The 16,374-nt window shown below is 70.7% G+C and carries 16 protein-coding genes; 5 read left to right on the forward strand and 11 right to left on the reverse strand.

All coding sequences use genetic code 11. The annotated features are described in order from the left end of the window. Positions 1-5: 5 nt before the first annotated feature. The 6 genes from ASE76_RS17365 to ASE76_RS17390 all read right to left on the reverse strand — a co-directional run bounded on the left by ASE76_RS17365 (position 6) and on the right by ASE76_RS17390 (position 3,793). Positions 6-272: a Txe/YoeB family addiction module toxin gene (locus ASE76_RS17365; RefSeq protein WP_055842494.1), complete on the reverse strand. Its 267-nt coding sequence runs from the start codon at positions 270-272 to the stop codon at positions 6-8. Continuing rightward, positions 269-565, reverse strand: a complete 297-nt coding sequence (locus ASE76_RS17370) for a type II toxin-antitoxin system Phd/YefM family antitoxin (RefSeq protein WP_055842495.1) — start codon at positions 563-565, stop codon at positions 269-271. Before ASE76_RS17370 ends, ASE76_RS17365 begins: the two co-directional genes overlap by 4 nt. Positions 566-615: 50 nt before the next feature. Further along, positions 616-2,334, reverse strand: coding sequence for an urease subunit alpha (gene ureC, locus ASE76_RS17375; RefSeq protein ID WP_055842498.1), 1,719 nt, complete (start codon positions 2,332-2,334; stop codon positions 616-618). An 87-nt stretch (positions 2,335-2,421) separates the two neighbouring features. Beyond that, on the reverse strand, positions 2,422-2,727 hold the full coding sequence (locus ASE76_RS17380; protein ID WP_055842501.1) for an urease subunit beta: 306 nt from the start codon (positions 2,725-2,727) through the stop codon (positions 2,422-2,424). Positions 2,728-2,741: 14 nt separating this feature from the next. Next, the gene (locus tag ASE76_RS17385) at positions 2,742-3,380 is read right to left on the reverse strand and encodes a HupE/UreJ family protein (RefSeq protein ID WP_055842504.1); all 639 of its coding nucleotides are present in this window, start codon (positions 3,378-3,380) and stop codon (positions 2,742-2,744) included. A 110-nt stretch (positions 3,381-3,490) separates the two neighbouring features. Continuing rightward, complete coding sequence (locus ASE76_RS17390) at positions 3,491-3,793, reverse strand: urease subunit gamma (RefSeq protein WP_055842507.1); 303 nt, start codon at positions 3,791-3,793, stop codon at positions 3,491-3,493. Between the two features lie 125 nt (positions 3,794-3,918). Here ASE76_RS17390 and ASE76_RS20205 point away from each other — a divergent pair, with 125 nt between their 5' ends. Continuing rightward, positions 3,919-4,671: an IPTL-CTERM sorting domain-containing protein gene (locus tag ASE76_RS20205; protein ID WP_156362861.1), complete on the forward strand. Its 753-nt coding sequence runs from the start codon at positions 3,919-3,921 to the stop codon at positions 4,669-4,671. A 43-nt stretch (positions 4,672-4,714) separates the two neighbouring features. Here the strand turns inward: ASE76_RS20205 and ASE76_RS17395 are convergent, their stop codons facing one another. Further along, on the reverse strand, positions 4,715-5,569 hold the full coding sequence (locus ASE76_RS17395) for an urease accessory protein UreD (protein WP_055842510.1): 855 nt from the start codon (positions 5,567-5,569) through the stop codon (positions 4,715-4,717). A 152-nt stretch (positions 5,570-5,721) separates the two neighbouring features. Between ASE76_RS17395 and ASE76_RS17400 the strand changes: the two genes are divergently transcribed. Then, positions 5,722-6,090 (forward strand): RcnB family protein, encoded by a 369-nt coding sequence (locus ASE76_RS17400; RefSeq protein WP_055842513.1) that lies wholly within the window; start codon positions 5,722-5,724, stop codon positions 6,088-6,090. A gap of 75 nt (positions 6,091-6,165) precedes the next feature. On the opposite strand, the gene ASE76_RS17405 is transcribed toward ASE76_RS17400, so the two are convergent. Next, on the reverse strand, positions 6,166-7,518 hold the full coding sequence (locus ASE76_RS17405) for a class I SAM-dependent RNA methyltransferase (RefSeq protein WP_055842516.1): 1,353 nt from the start codon (positions 7,516-7,518) through the stop codon (positions 6,166-6,168). 67 nt (positions 7,519-7,585) lie between these two features. On the opposite strand from ASE76_RS17405, the gene ASE76_RS17410 reads away from it, so the two are divergent. Beyond that, entirely contained in the window at positions 7,586-8,254 is a 669-nt protein-coding gene (locus ASE76_RS17410; RefSeq protein ID WP_055842520.1) for a DUF4197 domain-containing protein, read from the forward strand. Between the two features lie 24 nt (positions 8,255-8,278). Here the strand turns inward: ASE76_RS17410 and ASE76_RS17415 are convergent, their stop codons facing one another. From ASE76_RS17415 to ASE76_RS17425, 3 genes are read right to left on the reverse strand one after another with little or no spacing between them, the layout of a single operon-like run. Then, positions 8,279-11,404, reverse strand: coding sequence for an efflux RND transporter permease subunit (locus ASE76_RS17415; protein ID WP_055842523.1), 3,126 nt, complete (start codon positions 11,402-11,404; stop codon positions 8,279-8,281). Then, entirely contained in the window at positions 11,401-12,636 is a 1,236-nt protein-coding gene (locus ASE76_RS17420; protein ID WP_055842526.1) for an efflux RND transporter periplasmic adaptor subunit, read from the reverse strand. The genes ASE76_RS17415 and ASE76_RS17420 overlap by 4 nt, the downstream gene beginning before the upstream one ends. A 57-nt stretch (positions 12,637-12,693) precedes the next feature. Beyond that, positions 12,694-14,055, reverse strand: coding sequence for a TolC family protein (locus tag ASE76_RS17425; RefSeq protein WP_082448692.1), 1,362 nt, complete (start codon positions 14,053-14,055; stop codon positions 12,694-12,696). Positions 14,056-14,172: 117 nt separating this feature from the next. Here ASE76_RS17425 and ASE76_RS17430 point away from each other — a divergent pair, with 117 nt between their 5' ends. Next, a complete protein-coding gene (locus ASE76_RS17430) occupies positions 14,173-14,892 on the forward strand; it encodes a response regulator transcription factor (RefSeq protein WP_055842529.1) in 720 nt (239 codons plus the stop codon). 49 nt (positions 14,893-14,941) lie between these two features. After that, positions 14,942-16,369: a sensor histidine kinase gene (locus tag ASE76_RS17435; protein ID WP_055842531.1), complete on the forward strand. Its 1,428-nt coding sequence runs from the start codon at positions 14,942-14,944 to the stop codon at positions 16,367-16,369. The last annotated feature ends 5 nt before the right edge of the window (positions 16,370-16,374 follow it).

Below are 16,374 nucleotides of genomic sequence, written 5' to 3' on the forward strand. Positions count from 1 at the left end.
GGTTTTCAGGTGCTGTAGTGCTGGCGCAGTCGCGCGATCTCGATACGCTCTTCGTGGTACCGGTAGACGATGCGGTGTTCGTCGGTGATCCGCCGCGACCACCAGCCGGCCAGGTTGTGCTTCAGGGGCTCGGGTTTGCCGATGCCCTCGTACGGGTGACGCTGGATATCCGTGATCAACAGATGGATGCGCTTGACGATGGAGCGGTCGGTCAGTTGCCATTGCAGATATTCCTCCCAAGCTCTGGAGGAAAAAGTCAGGCTGCTGCTCATGCGCCCTTGGAACCGCCTGCGTCGTCCTGCGCCATCGCATCGAGCTCTTCCAGCGACCGCATCACGCCACCGCCACGGTTGAGTTCGTCGATCGACGCCAGCAAGGCACGCGCATTCTCGGGCGAGCGCAGGAGGTAGGCAGTTTCCTCCCACGCGCTGAAATCGTCCAGGCTCATCAGTACGGCGGGCTTGCCCCGCTGGCGGGTGATGAGCACCGGCGCCCGGTCGTCGTTCACCTTGTCGAGCAGCGAGGCGAAGTTGCTGCGTGCATCCGAATAGCTGACGGCATCCATGGGAGTTCCAGTACAAAAAATGGTACGTACCATCTATTGTACGTTTTGAGCTAGAACAGGAAATACCGCTGCGCCATCGGCAGCACGCTGGCCGGCTCGCAGGTCAGCAGTTGCCCGTCGGCCCGCACCTCGTAAGTCTGGGCGTCGATCTCCATGCGCGGCGTGGCGCCGTTGTGGACCAGGTGGTGCTTGCGCACCCCGCGGATGTTCTTGACCGCCGACAGCGTCTTCTTCAGCCCGAACTTCTCCTGGATGCCCAGCCCCAGTCCCGCCTGCGAGACGAAGGTGAGCGAGCCCTGCGCGATCGCGCCCCCGTAGGCACCGAACATCGGCCGGTAGTGCACCGGCTGCGGCGTGGGGATGGAGGCGTTGGGGTCGCCCATCGCGGCCATGGCGATGAAGCCGCCCTTCAGGATCACCGACGGCTTCACCCCGAAGAAGGCCGGCTTCCACAGCACGATGTCGGCCCACTTGCCTTCCTCGATGCTGCCCACCTCGTGGCTGATGCCGTGGGCGATGGCCGGGTTGATGCCCAGCTTGGCGATGTAGCGCTTGGCGCGGAAGTTGTCGTTGCGCGCGGAGTCCTCGGGCAGTGTGCCCCGCTGCTGCTTCATCTTGTGCGCCGTCTGCCAGCAGCGGATGGTGATCTCGCCGACCCGGCCCATCGCCTGGCTGTCGGAGCTGAACATGCTGATCGCGCCCAGGTCGTGCAGGATGTCCTCGGCCGCGATGGTCTCCTTGCGGATGCGGCTTTCGGCGAAGGCCAGGTCCTCGGCGATGGCCGGGTCGAGGTGGTGGCAGACCATCAGCATGTCGACGTGTTCGTCGAGCGTGTTGATGGTGTAGGGCATGGTCGGGTTGGTGGAGCTGGGCAGGAAATTGGCCTCGCCCACCACCCGCAGGATGTCGGGCGCGTGGCCGCCGCCGGCGCCTTCGGTGTGGAAGGCGCAGAGGCTGCGGCCGGCGGCGGCCGCGATGGTGTTCTCGACGAAGCCCGATTCGTTGAGCGTGTCGCTGTGGATCGCCACCTGCGTGTCGGTCTCGTCGGCCACGCTCAGGCAGGCGTCGATCGCCGACGGCGTGGTGCCCCAGTCCTCGTGCAGCTTCAGGCCGATCACGCCGGCGTCGATCTGCTCGCGCAGCGCGTCGGGTCGGCTGGCGTTGCCCTTGCCCAGGAAGCCCAGGTTCATCGGGAAGGCGTCGGCCGCCTGCAGCATCCGCTCGATGTTGGCCGGGCCGGGCGTGCAGGTGGTGGCGAAGGTGCCGGTGGCCGGGCCGGTGCCGCCGCCCAGCATGGTGGTGGTGCCGGCGGCCAGCGCATGCTCGATCTGCTGCGGGCAGATGAAGTGGATGTGGCTGTCGATCGCGCCGGCGGTCACGATGCTGCCTTCGCAGCTCAGGATCTCGGTGCCCGGGCCGATGACGATGTCGACGCCGGGCTGCACGTCCGGGTTGCCCGCCTTGCCGATCTTCACGATGCGGCCGCCCTGGATGCCGATGTCGGCCTTGACGATGCCCCAGTGGTCGAGGATCAGCGCGTTGGTCAGCACCAGGTCCATGGCACCGGAGGCGTTGGTGCGCTGGCTCTGCGCCATGCCGTCGCGGATCGTCTTGCCGCCGCCGAACTTCACCTCCTCGCCGTAGCTGCCGGCGCGCAGGGTGTAGTCGGCCTCGACCTCGACCACCAGGTCGGTGTCGGCCAGCCGCACCCGGTCGCCAACGGTGGGGCCGAAGATTTCCGCATAGGCGCGGCGGGAGATGGTGGCCATGGCGAGCTCTCTCTGGTTTGCTATTTAATTAATAGCTGGAAGCCGGCGGCCGGCGCCGGCTGCAGCCATTTTTCGTTCAAGAAACGGCTACAGCGGCCCCTGCACCAGGCCGCGGAAGCCGTAGACCACCCGGTCGCCCGCGTAGTCGACCAGTTCCACCGTGCGCTGCTGGCCCGGCTCGAAGCGCACCGCGCTGCCCGAGGCGATGTTGAGCCGCATGCCGCGCGCCGCGTCGCGGTCGAAGCCGAGCGCGCCGTTGGTCTCGGCGAAGTGGTAGTGCGAGCCGACCTGGATCGGCCGCTCGCTTTCGTTGCGCACCACCAGGGTCACGGTGCGGCGGCCGGTGTTGAGGGCGTGCTCGCCCTCGTCGGTGAAGAGTTCGCCGGGAATCATGCTGACGGTCCCTTTCAGGCCAGGCGGGTCAGCAGCACCACGCCCAGGCCGGCCACCGCCGCACCCGCGATGCGCGGCAGCCAGGCCGAGCGGGTGCGCAGCGCCCAGCCGGCGGCGATGCCCGCGCCGTGCAGCAGCACGGTGGCGACCAGCATGCCGGCCAGCACCAGCGCGGCGTTGGCGCTGCCCGCCAGCTCGGTGCCGTGGGCGATGCCGTGGAACAGCGCGAACACGCCCACCACCGCCGCCGACACCGCGCCCGGCAGCCGCATCCGCGTCAGCACCAGCAGGCCGAGCGCCAGCAACGAGGTGGCGATCATCGGCTCGACCGCGGGCAGCGCCAGGCCCTGCAGGCCCAGGAGCGCGCCGGCCAGCAGCATCGCGGCGAAGGCCAGCGGCGCCCGCAGCAGCTCGGCGCCACCCTGGCGCGCCACCAGCGCCGACCACAGGCCCACCGCCACCATCGCGGCCAGGTGGTCGGTGCCGGTGAACGGATGCACGAAGCCGGCGAGGAAGCCGCCCGCCCCGCCCGCGGCCGTGCCGCCGTGGTGGGAACCGGCATCGGCCCCTAGGTGGGCCAGCGCGGCCAGGGGGGCGGCACAGGCCGCGGTGGCGGCCGCGGTGCGGGCCAGGAAGAGCTTGTTGCGGGACATCACGGGTTCCTTTCGGGCGGACGAAGGGGAAACGGAAGGTGCGGGCACGGCGCCGGCATGGCCGGCGCGACGGGCAGCGGCGCTGCCGGCGAAACGCGGCCGGGCGCCCATCACTGGATCGGCTGGTGCACCGTGACCAGCTTGGTGCCGTCGGGGAAGGTGGCCTCGACCTGGATGTCGGGGATCATCTCGGGCACGCCGTCCATCACGTCGGCCCGCGAGAGCACCTCGCGGCCCTCGCTCATCAGCTGCGCCACCGTCTTGCCGTCGCGCGCGCCCTCCATCACCGCGGCGCTGATCAGCGCGACCGATTCGGGGTAGTTGAGCTTGAGCCCGCGGGCCTTGCGGCGCTCGGCCAGCAGGGCGGCGGTGAAGAGCAGCAGCTTGTCTTTTTCGCGGGGCGTGAGTTCCATGCCGTTCCTCGGGTTCGGTGCCGTGCGCCGTACGGCGCACCTTCCGGCGCAGGGCCGGGCAGTCCAGGATCGTAAAGCAGGAAACCTGCCAGACGGGCCGGTCGGCGGAGCAGGTTGGACCGGCCGTGCTGGATCAGGTGCCGGGTAGGTCACAGGTGACCGACCGGATGCGTAACAATACGTTTTCTTCCAGCCCGCAAACCCATTCAATGAAAAAAACTGCAGCAATTTTCAGCTTGCTTTTCATAAAAGCTGCGTTCGGCGCAACCTATACCTACAACGGTGCCAACTTCAACAGCGTGATGAACTTTACAGCCCCGTGCAACGTACCAGTTTGTACAGCGGTCTCCACCGCCATGCGGTTCACAGGCACCTTCGACATCGCTCCTCTGCCACCGAATTTGAATGCCGCGCCCATTCCAACGCAGCTGCAGTCGTTCTCTTTTACAGATGGCAATCTCACGTTCACTAGCGCTGACCCTAAGGTCAGAGTTCGCGTCGCCAGAGCTTCCACAAACGCACAAGGCCAACTTACCGGGTTCATATTCGACTTTCAAAGATGGCAATCTCCCGGTACGTCTCATGTCATAGTTACTGATCGCTATGACAATTTATCAATTTCTTCGACCAGCCTGAATGCGCACTACAACCAATTTTGTTTTGCCATAGGTCCAGCCATCGACACAGGGGTGGCAGATTCGTGCAATGTCCAGGGTACGGACACGAGCTCCAGTCGGGGCAACAGTAATGCTGGCACGCTTAGTGGGCAACAAATATCCAGCATTCCGACGCTGAATGAGTGGGCATTAGCGTCACTTGGCCTGCTTATTGCTGCTATTGCCATTACAAAAATTCGCCTCGGAGGCCAGCTTTCCTAGACGCCGCCTCAATTCTGCGGGCCGAGCCGGCCCTAAAGATTTCCTACATCGCCCAGATCCGCGGCAGGGTGGCCGGCAGGCCCCAGCGGGCGGCGCGCCAGGCGGCGCGCACCTGGCGCATCAGGTCCATCGCCGGCTCCACCACCGGGGCCAGGGCGCGCACCACCACCACCCGGCCGTCGGGGCTGGTGGCGCCGGCGGTCTCGCGCAGGGCGTGGGCGTCGATCACCGCGCGGGCCGCGTCCAGGGCCGCTTCGCGGGCGCCGCGGTCGAGCGGGCTGCCGGCGAGCAAAAAGACCGATGCCATGCAGCGGTGCCCGGCCAGGCCCAGCGGCGAGTCGAGCAGCAGGGTGTCGCCGGCCGCGATGCGGCCGCGCTCCAGCCAGACACCCGGCATCTCGATGTGCTGCAGCAGGCTGCCGCGCAGGAAGGGCAGGCCGGCGTGCGGCAGGCCGAAGGCGGTCACGTCCCAGCCGATCAGCTCGGCACCGGGGGCCAGCTCCATCCGAAGGTGGTTCTCGGCCTGGCAGGCGTCGTAGCAGAGCGCCTCGGCCGGCAGCCACTCCAGCCGGGCGCCCGCCTCCAGCACCATGCGGCTGCGCTGCACCGCCGTCTCGCCCTGCGAGCGGTAGAAGCGGGTGGCGCCGGGCGTGGTGACCAGGCCATGGGCGCCGCTGCCCACGCCCACCCCGATGTCGAGCACGTCGCCGCCGACCAGCCCGCCCGGCGGATGCACCAGCACGTTGTGGCAGATGCCCGGGCCTTCGGGGAACAGGCTCTGCAGGATGCGCAGCGGGCCGTCGTGCCGGAAGCGGGCGGCGGTGCGTACCGCATCGACGGTGCCATCGGTGGCGGGTTCGCTGCGGTAGTCGAGTCGGAGTCGGGCGTGCCAGGGCATGGGGCGCGAGTGTAGAGGCAGCGCGCGGGGCGCCGCACCCTCCGTCGCATCTGTAGCCCTTGTGTTGCGCCCGGGTAAAGGCGCAGCGGGACTACGCCGCGGAGCCGAATCCGGGGCGACGATGCAGGCTCGATCACACAGGGAACCACTCCATGAAAAACCGCCTGATCTCCGCATCCCTCCTTGCCGCGCTCGCGCTGGGCGCCACCGCCGCCAGCGCCCAGGTCTACGACCGCAACGGCCCGCGCGACAACGGCCCGCCGATGGCCCGCCCCGGGGGCGACCCGCGCTACGGCGCAGCCCAGAACGACCGCCGCGGCCCCGAGTTCGAGCGCCACGAGTTCCGCCGTGGCGGCCATGTCCCGCCGGCCTACCGCAGCCGCCAGTACGTGGTCGAGGACTGGCGCGAACACCGCCTGAGCGCACCGCCCCGCGGCCACCACTGGGTGCAGGCCGGCGGCGACTACCTGCTGGTCTCGATCCGCACCGGCGCGATCGTCCAGGTCCTGAACGGCCGGTGATCCCGCTGCGGCGCAGCCACCGCTTGTAAAGACGAAAGGCCCTCGCGAGGGCCTTTCGTGCGTTTGGAGCGGGGGCTAGCTGTCCTGGGAGCCCTCGGCAGCAGGCCCGCGGTCGCGGGCCGATCCGCGGACCATGTCGAAGCGGAACAGCCGGCACTCGATCGGGCCGTTCCACATCGGCACCCGGCGCGATTCCTTCAGGCGCATGCGGCTCGGCAGCTTCAGGTCGGGGGTCAGCATCCAGGCGGTCCAGCCGGCGTAATTCTTCTTCCAGTGCGTGGCCAGTTGCGGGAAGAAATCGCCGCCGTCGTCGGTATGGGCGGTCTCGCGGGCGCCGCTGGGGCCCGATGCGGCCGCGTAGTCCTGCTCGAAGTCGATGTTGCGCGCCTGCTCGCGGCCCGGGGGCTGGCGGTAGTGGTCGCGCGAGCTGCGGGCCAGCGCGGGGCGGCCGGCCACGCCGCCCGGCGCGATCCGCTCGCCATAAGGCGGGTTGAGCAGCAGCAGGCCGCGCTCGGCCGGCGGCATCCGCTGCAGCGCGTCGCCGCCGCGGAACTCGATGGCATGCGCCACGCCGGCGCGCTCGGCGTTGCGCTGCGAGAAATCGACCATCCGGTGCGACACGTCGCTGCCGAAGATCGGCACCGCCGGCTCGGTGATCGCGGCGCGGGTCTCTTCCCGCAGCGCGTTCCACACATGCGGCTGGAAGGGCAGCAGCTTCTCGAAGGCGAAGCGCCGCAGCAGGCCGGGCGCGATGTTGCAGGCGATCTGCGCCGCCTCGATCGCCACGGTGCCGCTACCGCAGCAGGGGTCGTAGAGCGGCAGCGCCTCGAAGCCCTCGGCATCGCCGTCGGCCCAGCCGGTGGCGGCGATCATGGCCGCGGCCAGCGTCTCCTTCAGCGGCGCGTCGCCCTTGTCCTCGCGCCAGCCGCGCTTGAAGAGCGGCTCGCCGGTGGTGTCGATGTAGATCGTGGCGGTGTCGGTGGTCAGGTGGGCATGGATGCGCACGTCGGGCCGCTGGGTGTCCACGCTGGGCCGCTCGCCGCGCTTGTCGCGGAAGCGGTCGGCGACCGCGTCCTTGATCTTGAGCGCGGCGAAGTTCAGGCTCTGCAGCGGGCTGTGCTGGGCGGTGATCTCGACCTTGATCGTCTGGCGCGGGGTGAACCAGATCTCCCACGCGACCTCGGAGGCCGCCTGGTAGAGATCCTGCTCGTTGCGGTAGGGCGTCGTCGACAGCTGCACCAGCACCCGTTGCGCCAGGCGGCTGTGCAGGTTGAGCATCATCGCGTCCTGCCAGGAGGCGCGCAGCAGGGTGCCGCCGCGCAGCGTCTGCAGGTCCATGCCCGCCAGGCCGGTCAGGCGGTGCACCTCGTCGGCCAGGTAGCCCTCGACGCCCGCGGCGCAAGGGAGGAAGAGTTGTAGTTGGTTCATGGGAAGCCAGGAGGATACGCGCTGCGCCCTGTCACGCGCCGATACCGGGCGGCGCACAATCGCCCGCATGCCCACGCCATCGGAAGACATCGCCATGCGTCTGCGCCATTTCCTCGCCACCGCCGCCCTCGCCGCCGTCGCCGTCGCCCTGCCCGCGGCGGCCCAGATGCCCAGCTTCGGCATCAAGCCGCTGCTGGGCCAGGCCTCCGACGCGGCGCTCGACCGGCTCTCGCAGCCGGGCGCCTTCTCGTCGGATGCCGCGATCCGCATCGCCCTGCCGGGCGCCGGCAACAAGGGCGTCGGCAAGCTGCTGGAGCTGGCCCAGCAATCGGGCATGACCGCCGACCTCGACGCCGCACTGAACCGCGCGGCCGAGCAGGCCGCGACGCAGGCCAAGCCGATCTTCCGCGCCGCGATCGACAAGGCCACGCTCAACGACGCGGTCGACATCGCCCGCGGCGGCAGCACCGGGGCCACCGACTACCTGCGCAAGAGCACCGGCGCGCAGATCACCGCGCAGTTGCAGCCCCTGGTGCGCACCGCCCTGCAGAGCAGCGGCGTGCTGCAGAAGACGGCCCAGCTGCAGGCCCTGGGCTTCAACGAAGCGCGCCTGACCGACTACGTGGCCGCCAAGACCTCGGACGGCATCTTCACCTATGTCGGCCGCGAGGAGACGCGGATGCGGCAGGACCCGATCGGGACCGGCACGCAGCTGCTGAAGGGCCTGCGGTTCTGAGGGCCGCCGCAGCGGGCCTTCGCATCAGGCCGCCGGCTTCGGCAGCGGCAACGCGGCGGTGTCCTCGTCCGGCGCCGGCGCCTTGTCCTTGCCGAACCAGGCCACGTAGAGCGCGGGCAGCACCACCAGGGTGAGCAGGGTGGCGGTGAACAGGCCGCCGATCACCACGATCGCCAGCGGCCGCTGCGTCTCGGAGCCGATCTCGCGCGAGAGGGCCATCGGCAGCAGGCCGAGCGCGGCCAGCATCGCGGTCATCAGCACGGTCCGCAGCCGCTGCAGCGATCCTTCGCGCACCGCCTGCACCACCGGCATGCCGGCCTGGCGCAGCTGCTGGAACACCGACAGCATCACCACCCCGTTGAGCACCGCCTGCCCCGAGAGCGCGATGAAGCCGATCGCCGCCGACACCGACAGCGGGATGCCGAAGACGTAGAGCGCCACGAAGCCGCCGATCAGCGCCAGCGGCACGTTGATCAGGATCAGGCCGGCCATCTTGAACGACTTGAAGGCGTCGAACAGCAGCACGAAGATCAGCAGCAGCGAGATCGGCACCACCACCGCCAGGCGCTTCATCGCCCGCTCCTGGTTCTCGAACTCGCCCGACCAGTTGACCTGGTAGCCCTGCGGCACCTTGACGTTCTGCTCGACCCGGGCCTTCATGTCGGCCACCACCGAGCCCATGTCGCGGCCGGCGATGAAGATGCCGATGGCGGTGGTGCGGCGGCCCGACTCGCGGGCGATGTTCATCGCGCCGGTGGTCTCGCGCACGTTGACCACGTCGCCCAGCACGACGAAGCCGCCGTCGGGCGTGGCGATCGGGGTGCGGCGCAGGTTGGCCATCACCCGCTCGCTGGCCGGCAGGCGCACCGCGACGGCGAACTTGCGCTCGCCCTCCCACAGGCTGGTGGCGGCCTTGCCGGCCAGCGCCGCCTCGATCACGTCCTGGATGTCGCCCACGTTCAGGCCGTAGCGGGCGGCGCGGTCGCGGTCGATGTCGAGCAGCAGCTGCGGCACCTGCCCTTCGCGGTCGATCTCGGCGCGGGCCACGCCCGGCACCTGCTTGACCTCGCGGGCGATGGCTTCGGTCACCTGCTTCATCAGCGCCAGGTCGTCGCCGGCGAGCTTGATCACGATCTGGCCCTTGATCTGCGAGATCGACTCGAGCACGTTGTCGCGGATCGGCTGCGAGAAGGCCGGGTCGATGCTCGGGATCGCCGACAGCACCCGGTTCATCTCCTCGGTGATCTTCTCGCGGGTCATGCCGGGGCGCCATTCCTCCTCGGGCTTCACGTCCACGAAGATCTCGGCCATCGAGATGGTCTTGGGATCGGTGCCGTCCTCGGGCTGGCCGGCCTTAGAAACGGTGGTGCGCACCTCGGGCACCGTCAGCAGGGCCTTGCGCGCCATCCGCAGGATGCGCGAGGCCTCCTGCGTCGAGACGTTGGGCGACAGGGTGAAGTTGACCCAGGTGGTGCCCTCGTTCAGCTCGGGCAGGAATTCCGACCCGAGTCGCGAGGCGACCACCACCGTCACGCCGAAGGCCGCCAGCGCGATCACCACCACGGTGCGGCGGCGGCGCAGGGCCCAGTCGAGCACCGGTGCGTAGAAACGCTTGGCGCCGCGCACCACCCGGTTGTCGCCGTGCGGCAGCTTCTTGCGCAGCATCCAGTAGGCCAGCAGCGGTACCAGCGTGAGCGAGAAGATCAGCGAGCCGATCAGCGCGGTGGTCACCGACAGCGCCATCGGCTGGAAGATCCGGCCCTCGTGGCGCTGCAGCGCGAAGATCGGGATGTGGGCCGCGATGATGATCAGCATCGAGAACAGCGTCGGCCGGCCCACCTCGTTGGCGGCCAGGCTGATGGTCTCGCGCCGCTCGGTCGGGTCGAGGTCGTCGCCCTTCAGGTCGCGCCGCTCGGCCAGCCGGTGCAGGATGTTCTCGACGACGATCACCGCGCCGTCGACGATGATGCCGAAGTCCATCGCACCGAGCGACAGCAGGTTGGCCGGCACGCCCATGATCTTCAGGCCCATGAAGGTCGAGAGCAGGGCCAGCGGGATCACCACCACCACCGCCAGGCTGGCGCGGAAGTTCGACAAGAAGATGTAGAGCACCAGCGACACCAGCAGCGCGCCTTCGACCAGGTTGCGGAATACGGTCGCGAGGGTCTTCTCCATCAGCCAGGTGCGGTCGTAGAAGGGCACGATCTGCACGCCGGCGGGCAGGCCGCGCTCGTTGAGGTCGGCGATCTTCTCCTTCACGCCCTTCAGCACCACGCTCGGGTTTTCGCCTTTGCGCATGATCACGATGCCGGTGACGATGTCGTCGGCGTCGTCCTGGCCCACCACGCCCAGGCGCGGCACCGCGCCGATCTTCACCTCGGCGATGTCGCGGATCAGGATCGGGGTGCCGCCGCGCGCGGCCACCACGATGCGGCCGATGTCGTCGGCCGACTGCAGCAGGCCGATGCCGCGGATCGTGTACTGCTGCGCGCCCTGGCGCAGGTAGCTGCCGCCGGCGTTCGAGTTGCCGCGGGCCAGCGCGTCGAGCAGGTTCTGGAAGGTGACCTTGTAGGCCCGCAGCTTGTCGAGGTCGGGCTGCACCTCGTACTGCTTGATGGCGCCGCCCATGGCGACCACGTCGGCCACGCCCGGCACCTGCCGCAGGGCGCGCTCGACCACCCAGTCCTCCAGGGTGCGCAGCTCGGTCGTGGTCTTGCCGTCGCCCTTCAGGCGGTAGCGCATGATCTCGCCGACCGGGGTGGCGTTGGGGGCGATGTCGGATTCGACGCCGTCGGGCAGGTCGATGCCGCGCAGCCGCTCGGCCACCTGCTGGCGGGCCAGGTTCACTTCGGCCTTGTCGTCGTAGGTGACGACGGTGAAGGACAGGCCGAACTGGGTGTGCGAGAACACCCGGATCGCGTTGGGCAGGCCCGCCAGCGCCACCTCGATCGGCAGGGTGACCTGCTTCTCCACCTCTTCGGCCGCGCGGCCGGGGAACAGCGCGATCACGGTGACCTGGGTGTCGGTCACGTCGGGGAACGCCTCGACCGACAGGTTCTTGAAGGCGATGACGCCCGCCAGCGCGAACAGCAGCGTCCCCAGGACGATGAAGAGCGGCTGGTGCAGCGCGTAGTGGATCAGGCGTTTCATTGGGCGGCCGCCTTGGGCGCTGCGGCCTTGGGTGCGGTGCCGGGGGCCGCGGTGGGCGCGGCGCTGCCTTCGCGCGAGACGGCGAACTGGCGGGCCAGCAGCAGCGCGTTCTCTGCGACCACCTGCTCGCCCACGTTCAGGCCGCTGGTGATCACCACCTGGCGCGGGCCCATGTTGCCGGGCACCACCTGGCGCGGCTCGTACACGCCGGGCTGCACCTGCACGTAGACGGTGTGGCGGGTGCCGTCGAGCGTCACCGCGCCCGAAGGCACGATCACGCCGCGCAGGGCTTCCTGCACCACCGCCGTCGCGAGCATTTCGCCCTTCAGGCGCCGGTCGGCGTTGGGGATCACGCCGCGGATCTTGATGGTGCGGGTGTTGGGGTCGATGAAGTCGGCCGCGGCCGTCACCTTGCCGGCGAAGTTCTCGCCCGGATAGGCCGCCACCTGCAGCACGAAGCTGTCGCCCGGCCGCAGGCTGCCGACATCGGCTTCCTTGGCGTCGATCTGCACCCAGAGCGAGGTCGGGTCGGTCAGCACGAAGAGCGCCGGCACGCCGGGGCCCGACTGGTCGGGCCGCACTTCCTGGCCGGGGTTGAGGTTGCGCTCCACCACCACGCCGTTGATGCCAGAGACCAGGCCCAGCTGCTGGTTCACGCTGCTGCCGGTGCCGTAGAGGCTGGTGCGGGCCGCCGAGCGGGCGGCCTCGGCCTGGAAGCGGGAGAGGTCGGCCTCGCTCTGCTCCAGGTCCTTGCGGGCGATGATGCCGGCCTCGAACAGCTCGCGCTGGCGCTGCAGGGTCTTGCGGGCCAGGGACACGTCGACGTTGGCCTTGGCGGTGTCGGCCTGGGCCACCCCGAAATCGGGCGAGGCCAGCCGCGCCAGCGGCGTGCCGGGCTTCACCGGCGTGCCCACGTCGGCGCTGATCGCGACGATGCGGCCGCCGAAGCTCGGGTAGATGCGCTGGGTGCGTTCCTCGTTCCATACCAGGCGCGCGGGCAGTTCCACCGCCAGCGCGGTCGCCGCGGTGGCGGGCACCGTGGTCAGCAAGGCCAGCTGCGGATGGTTGGGCGGGAAGCGCAGCTGCTGGCCCTGCACGATCGGCGCGGGCGGCGGCGCCTCGGCCTTGGGCGCGGCGGATTCGCCGCAGCCGGCGAGCAGGGCGGCCACGCAGGCGGACGCCAGCAATGCGGCGCGGGCCGGGCGAATGTGGGGGCGGGACGGATGCGGCATGGCGGGTGTCTCGGAGCGTTCGGGAACAAATGGGAGAGGCGGTGCGCGGCGCGCCGGTCAGCGGTTGCCGACGAGCAGGTCGGGCCGGGTCTGCAGGGTCCAGGCGCCGGAGGTCTTGGAGTAGTCGGTGCGGGCGGCGACCGCTTCGAGCAGGGTGGCGCGCAGCACGCGGCGGGCGTCCAGCAGGTCGAACAGCGGAATCGCGCCGCGGCGGAAGGCCAGCTCGGCGTTCTCGGCCACGCGGCGGGCGCGGGGCAGGATTTCGGTCTCGTAGCTGCGGGCACGGCGCTCGGCGGTCAGGGCGGCCTGCTGCAGGCCCTGCAGCTCCAGCGCGCCGTCGCGGCGGATCTTGTCGAGCGCGTCCTGGGCCTGGTAGTAGCTCGCCTGCGCGCGGCCGATCTCGCCGTCGAAGCCGTAGCCCCACTGCAGCGGGATCGAGGCGCGCACTTCCAGCAGGCGGGTGGAGACGCCCGGGTAGTGCTCGAAGCCGGCGCCGATGGTCACGTCCGACTTCTTCAGCGCCAGCGCGCCGTCGAGGCTGGCCTGTGCCGACTGCACCCGTGCCAGGGCGGCGCGCACGTCGGGCCGGTTCTCCGCCAGCGAGGCGTAGTCGGCCGTCGGCGTATCGACCGACGGCAGCACCGGCCAGGCGTCCTCGGCCTGCAGGTTGGGCTCTACCGCGGCGCCGCGCGCGCCGATCGACTGGGCCAGCGCGATGGCCGCGCGCTGCCGGTCGAGCAGCGCCTGCTGCACGTCGGCGCGGGCGCGCTGGGTCTCGATCTCGACGCGCAGCGCGTCCTGCGCGGGCAGGTCGCCGGCCTGCACCCGGCGGTTGGCGCCGTTGGAGAGCTGGGTGGCGCCGCGCTCGATCTCCTCGACCTGCACCTGGCGCTCCTGCGCGGCCAGCAGGTCGTAGTAGGCCGAGAGCGCCTCGATCAGCTGCTGCACCCGCACGTCTTCCACGTCGGCGGCCGCGGCGTCGGCGGCGCGGGTGGCGGCGGCGGTGCGCAGCTCGCGCTTGTTGCCGCGCTCGATCGTCCAGTCCAGGCCGATCTTCTTGTCGATGCGCTTTCGGACCAGGTTGCCGGCGCCGATGCCGTTCTTCAGGTCGACGTTCTCGGCCGAGGTGCTCAGCACCGGCAGCGGCGCGTGGTCGGCGGCCAGGATGTCGGCGCGGGCCGCGGCCAGGCCGCCGCGGGCGATCGCGACGTCGAGGTTCTCGCGCGCCGCGACCAGGGCCTGCGCCAGGCTCAGCCGGGTCGCGGGCGAGGCGCCCGGCACGGGGGTGACGGGGGCGGCGGAGGCCGTGGGCGTGCCGGCCGGGCCGGTCGCCGGCGCGGGGACGGCCCCGGTCACCTGCGCCTGCAGGGGCAGGACGGCGGCCAGGCCGAACGCCACGAATAACTGTCGTATGCTCATGACCGCGTTTATCGGGCCCTGCGGCTGACCATCGCCTGACCGGCGCCGGTCAGGGCCTTTTCCCCTCGTGCAAACCCCTGGCGGGTGTGCGTTTTTCCCCACCGAACCTGCATCCCTATGCGCATCCTCGTGGTCGAAGACGATGCCGTGCTGCGCGACATGATGGTCCGCAGCCTGCGCGATGCCGGCCACCGGGTCGACGTGGCCCGCACCGTGTCGGAGGCCGACCATTTCTGGCGGGTGCAGGCGTTCGACGCAGTGCTGCTCGACCTGAACCTGCCGGCCACCGACGCCGCCGGCCCCGCGCTCGCCAGCGGCCTGACCGCCCTGCGCGCCGCCCGCGCCCGGGGCGACGGCACGCCGGTGCTGGTGCTTACCGCCCGCGACCGCACCGAGGAGCGCATCGCCGGCCTCGACGCCGGCGCCGACGACTACCTGGGCAAGCCCTTCGAGCTCTCCGAGGTCGAGGCCCGGCTGCGCGCCCTGGTGCGGCGCAGCCTGGGCACCCAGGACGTGTCGGAGGTCGGCGCGCTGCAGCTCGACCGCAAGGCCCGCCTCTTCGCCCTGCGCGGCCAGCGGATCGACCTGCCGGCGCGCGAGTTCGAGGTGCTGTGGGAGCTGATGACGCCGCCCGGCCGGGTGGTCAGCAAGCGCGACCTGTCGGCCAAGCTGTCGGATTTCGACGAGAACCTGGGCGACAACGCGCTCGAGGCCTTCATCTCGCGGCTGCGCAAGAAGCTCGCCGGCTCCGGCGCCGGCATCCGCACCCTGCGCGGGCTGGGCTACATGCTGGAGTCCGAAGCGGCGGCGTCTGCGGCCGCTGTCGGCGGCGCATGAGCCCTGTCCCGGCCGACACGGCAGTCCGGCGCACGGCCCCGTCCGCCCGATGAACGCCGCTGCCCCTTCGCCGGAGCCGCCCGCCGCCGCGCCGGACGCCGCGCCGCAGCCGCCCTCGCTGCGTTCGCGGCTGCTGCGCAACGTGCTCGGCCCGATGGCGATCGCCTGGCTGGCCGGCGGCGTGGTGGCGGTCGGCGTGGCGAGCGTCTTCACCCAGCGCGCCTTCGACCGGGCCCTGCTCGACGATGCCTACTCGGTCGCCGCCAGCGTGCGGCCCACCCGCGATTCGCTGGAGCTCACGCTCACCCCGCGTGAGGTGGGCGCGGTGCTCTTCGACCAGACCGAGACGGTGTACTTCGCCGTCCGCTGGCCCGACGGCACCCTGGTCGCCGGCCATGCCAACCTGTATGCACCCTCGCCGGTGGGTGGCGCCAGCTACCGGTTCTCGGACATCCACTACCAGGGCCATGCGCTGCGCGCGGTGACGCTCGAGCGCGGCGGCGAGCGGCCCTTCACCGTCATCATGGGCGAGACCACCCAGACCCGGCAGACGCTGCTGCGCAACGTGCTGGTGCTGTCGGTGCTGCCGCAGCTGGGCCTGCTGGCGCTGCTGGCCTTCTGGCTGCGCCGCGCCGTCGACCGCGACCTGCAGCCGCTGGCGGCGCTCCAGCATGCGATGGACCAGCGCGACGTGCACGACCTCTCGCCGGTCGCGGCCACCGCCTCCACCAGCGAGATCCAGCGCCTGGGCGAGGCGGTCAACGGCCTGTTCGCCCGGGTGGGCGGCGGGGTGCGGGCGCAGCGCGAGTTCGCCGGCAACGTGGCGCACGAGCTGCGCACCCCGCTGGCCGGCATCCGCGCGCTGGCCGAATACGGCCTGGCCCAGAACGACCCCGCCGCCTGGCGCGAGCAGCTCGAGCGCATCGCCCGCAGCGAGGAGCGCGCCAGCCACCTGGTCGACCAGCTGCTGGCGATGGCCCGCGCCGACGAAGGCCCGGCCCTGCGCATGGGCCCGGTCGCCCTCGACGTGCTGGTGCGCGACGCGGTGCTGCGCTTCCTGCCCCGGGCCGACGCCGCCGGGGTGGACCTGGGTGCGCGCGGCATCGACGACCCGGTCGCGGCGCTGGGCCATGCCGCGCTGCTGGAGGGCATCGTCAACAACCTGCTCGACAACGCCCTGCGCTACGGCCTGGCCCCGCCGCAGACGCCGCGCAGCATCACGGTGGAGGTGGTGCAGGAGGGCGACACGGTCACCCTCTGCGTGGTCGACAACGGCCCCGGCATCTCGGTCGAGCAGCGCGGCCGGCTGCAGCAGCGCTGGTCCCAGGGGCCCGAGGGGCAGTGGCTGCGCCAGGGCATGGGCCTGGGCCTGGCGATCATCGCCCGCTATGCCCAGCTGATGGAGGCGCCGCTGCGCCTGGGCGATGCGCCGGGCGGGCAGGGGCTGGCGGTGTCGGTGACGCTGCCCAGGGCCTGACGCTG

This window comes from Xylophilus sp. Leaf220, from assembly GCF_001421705.1.
Taxonomy (GTDB): domain Bacteria; phylum Pseudomonadota; class Gammaproteobacteria; order Burkholderiales; family Burkholderiaceae_C; genus Xylophilus.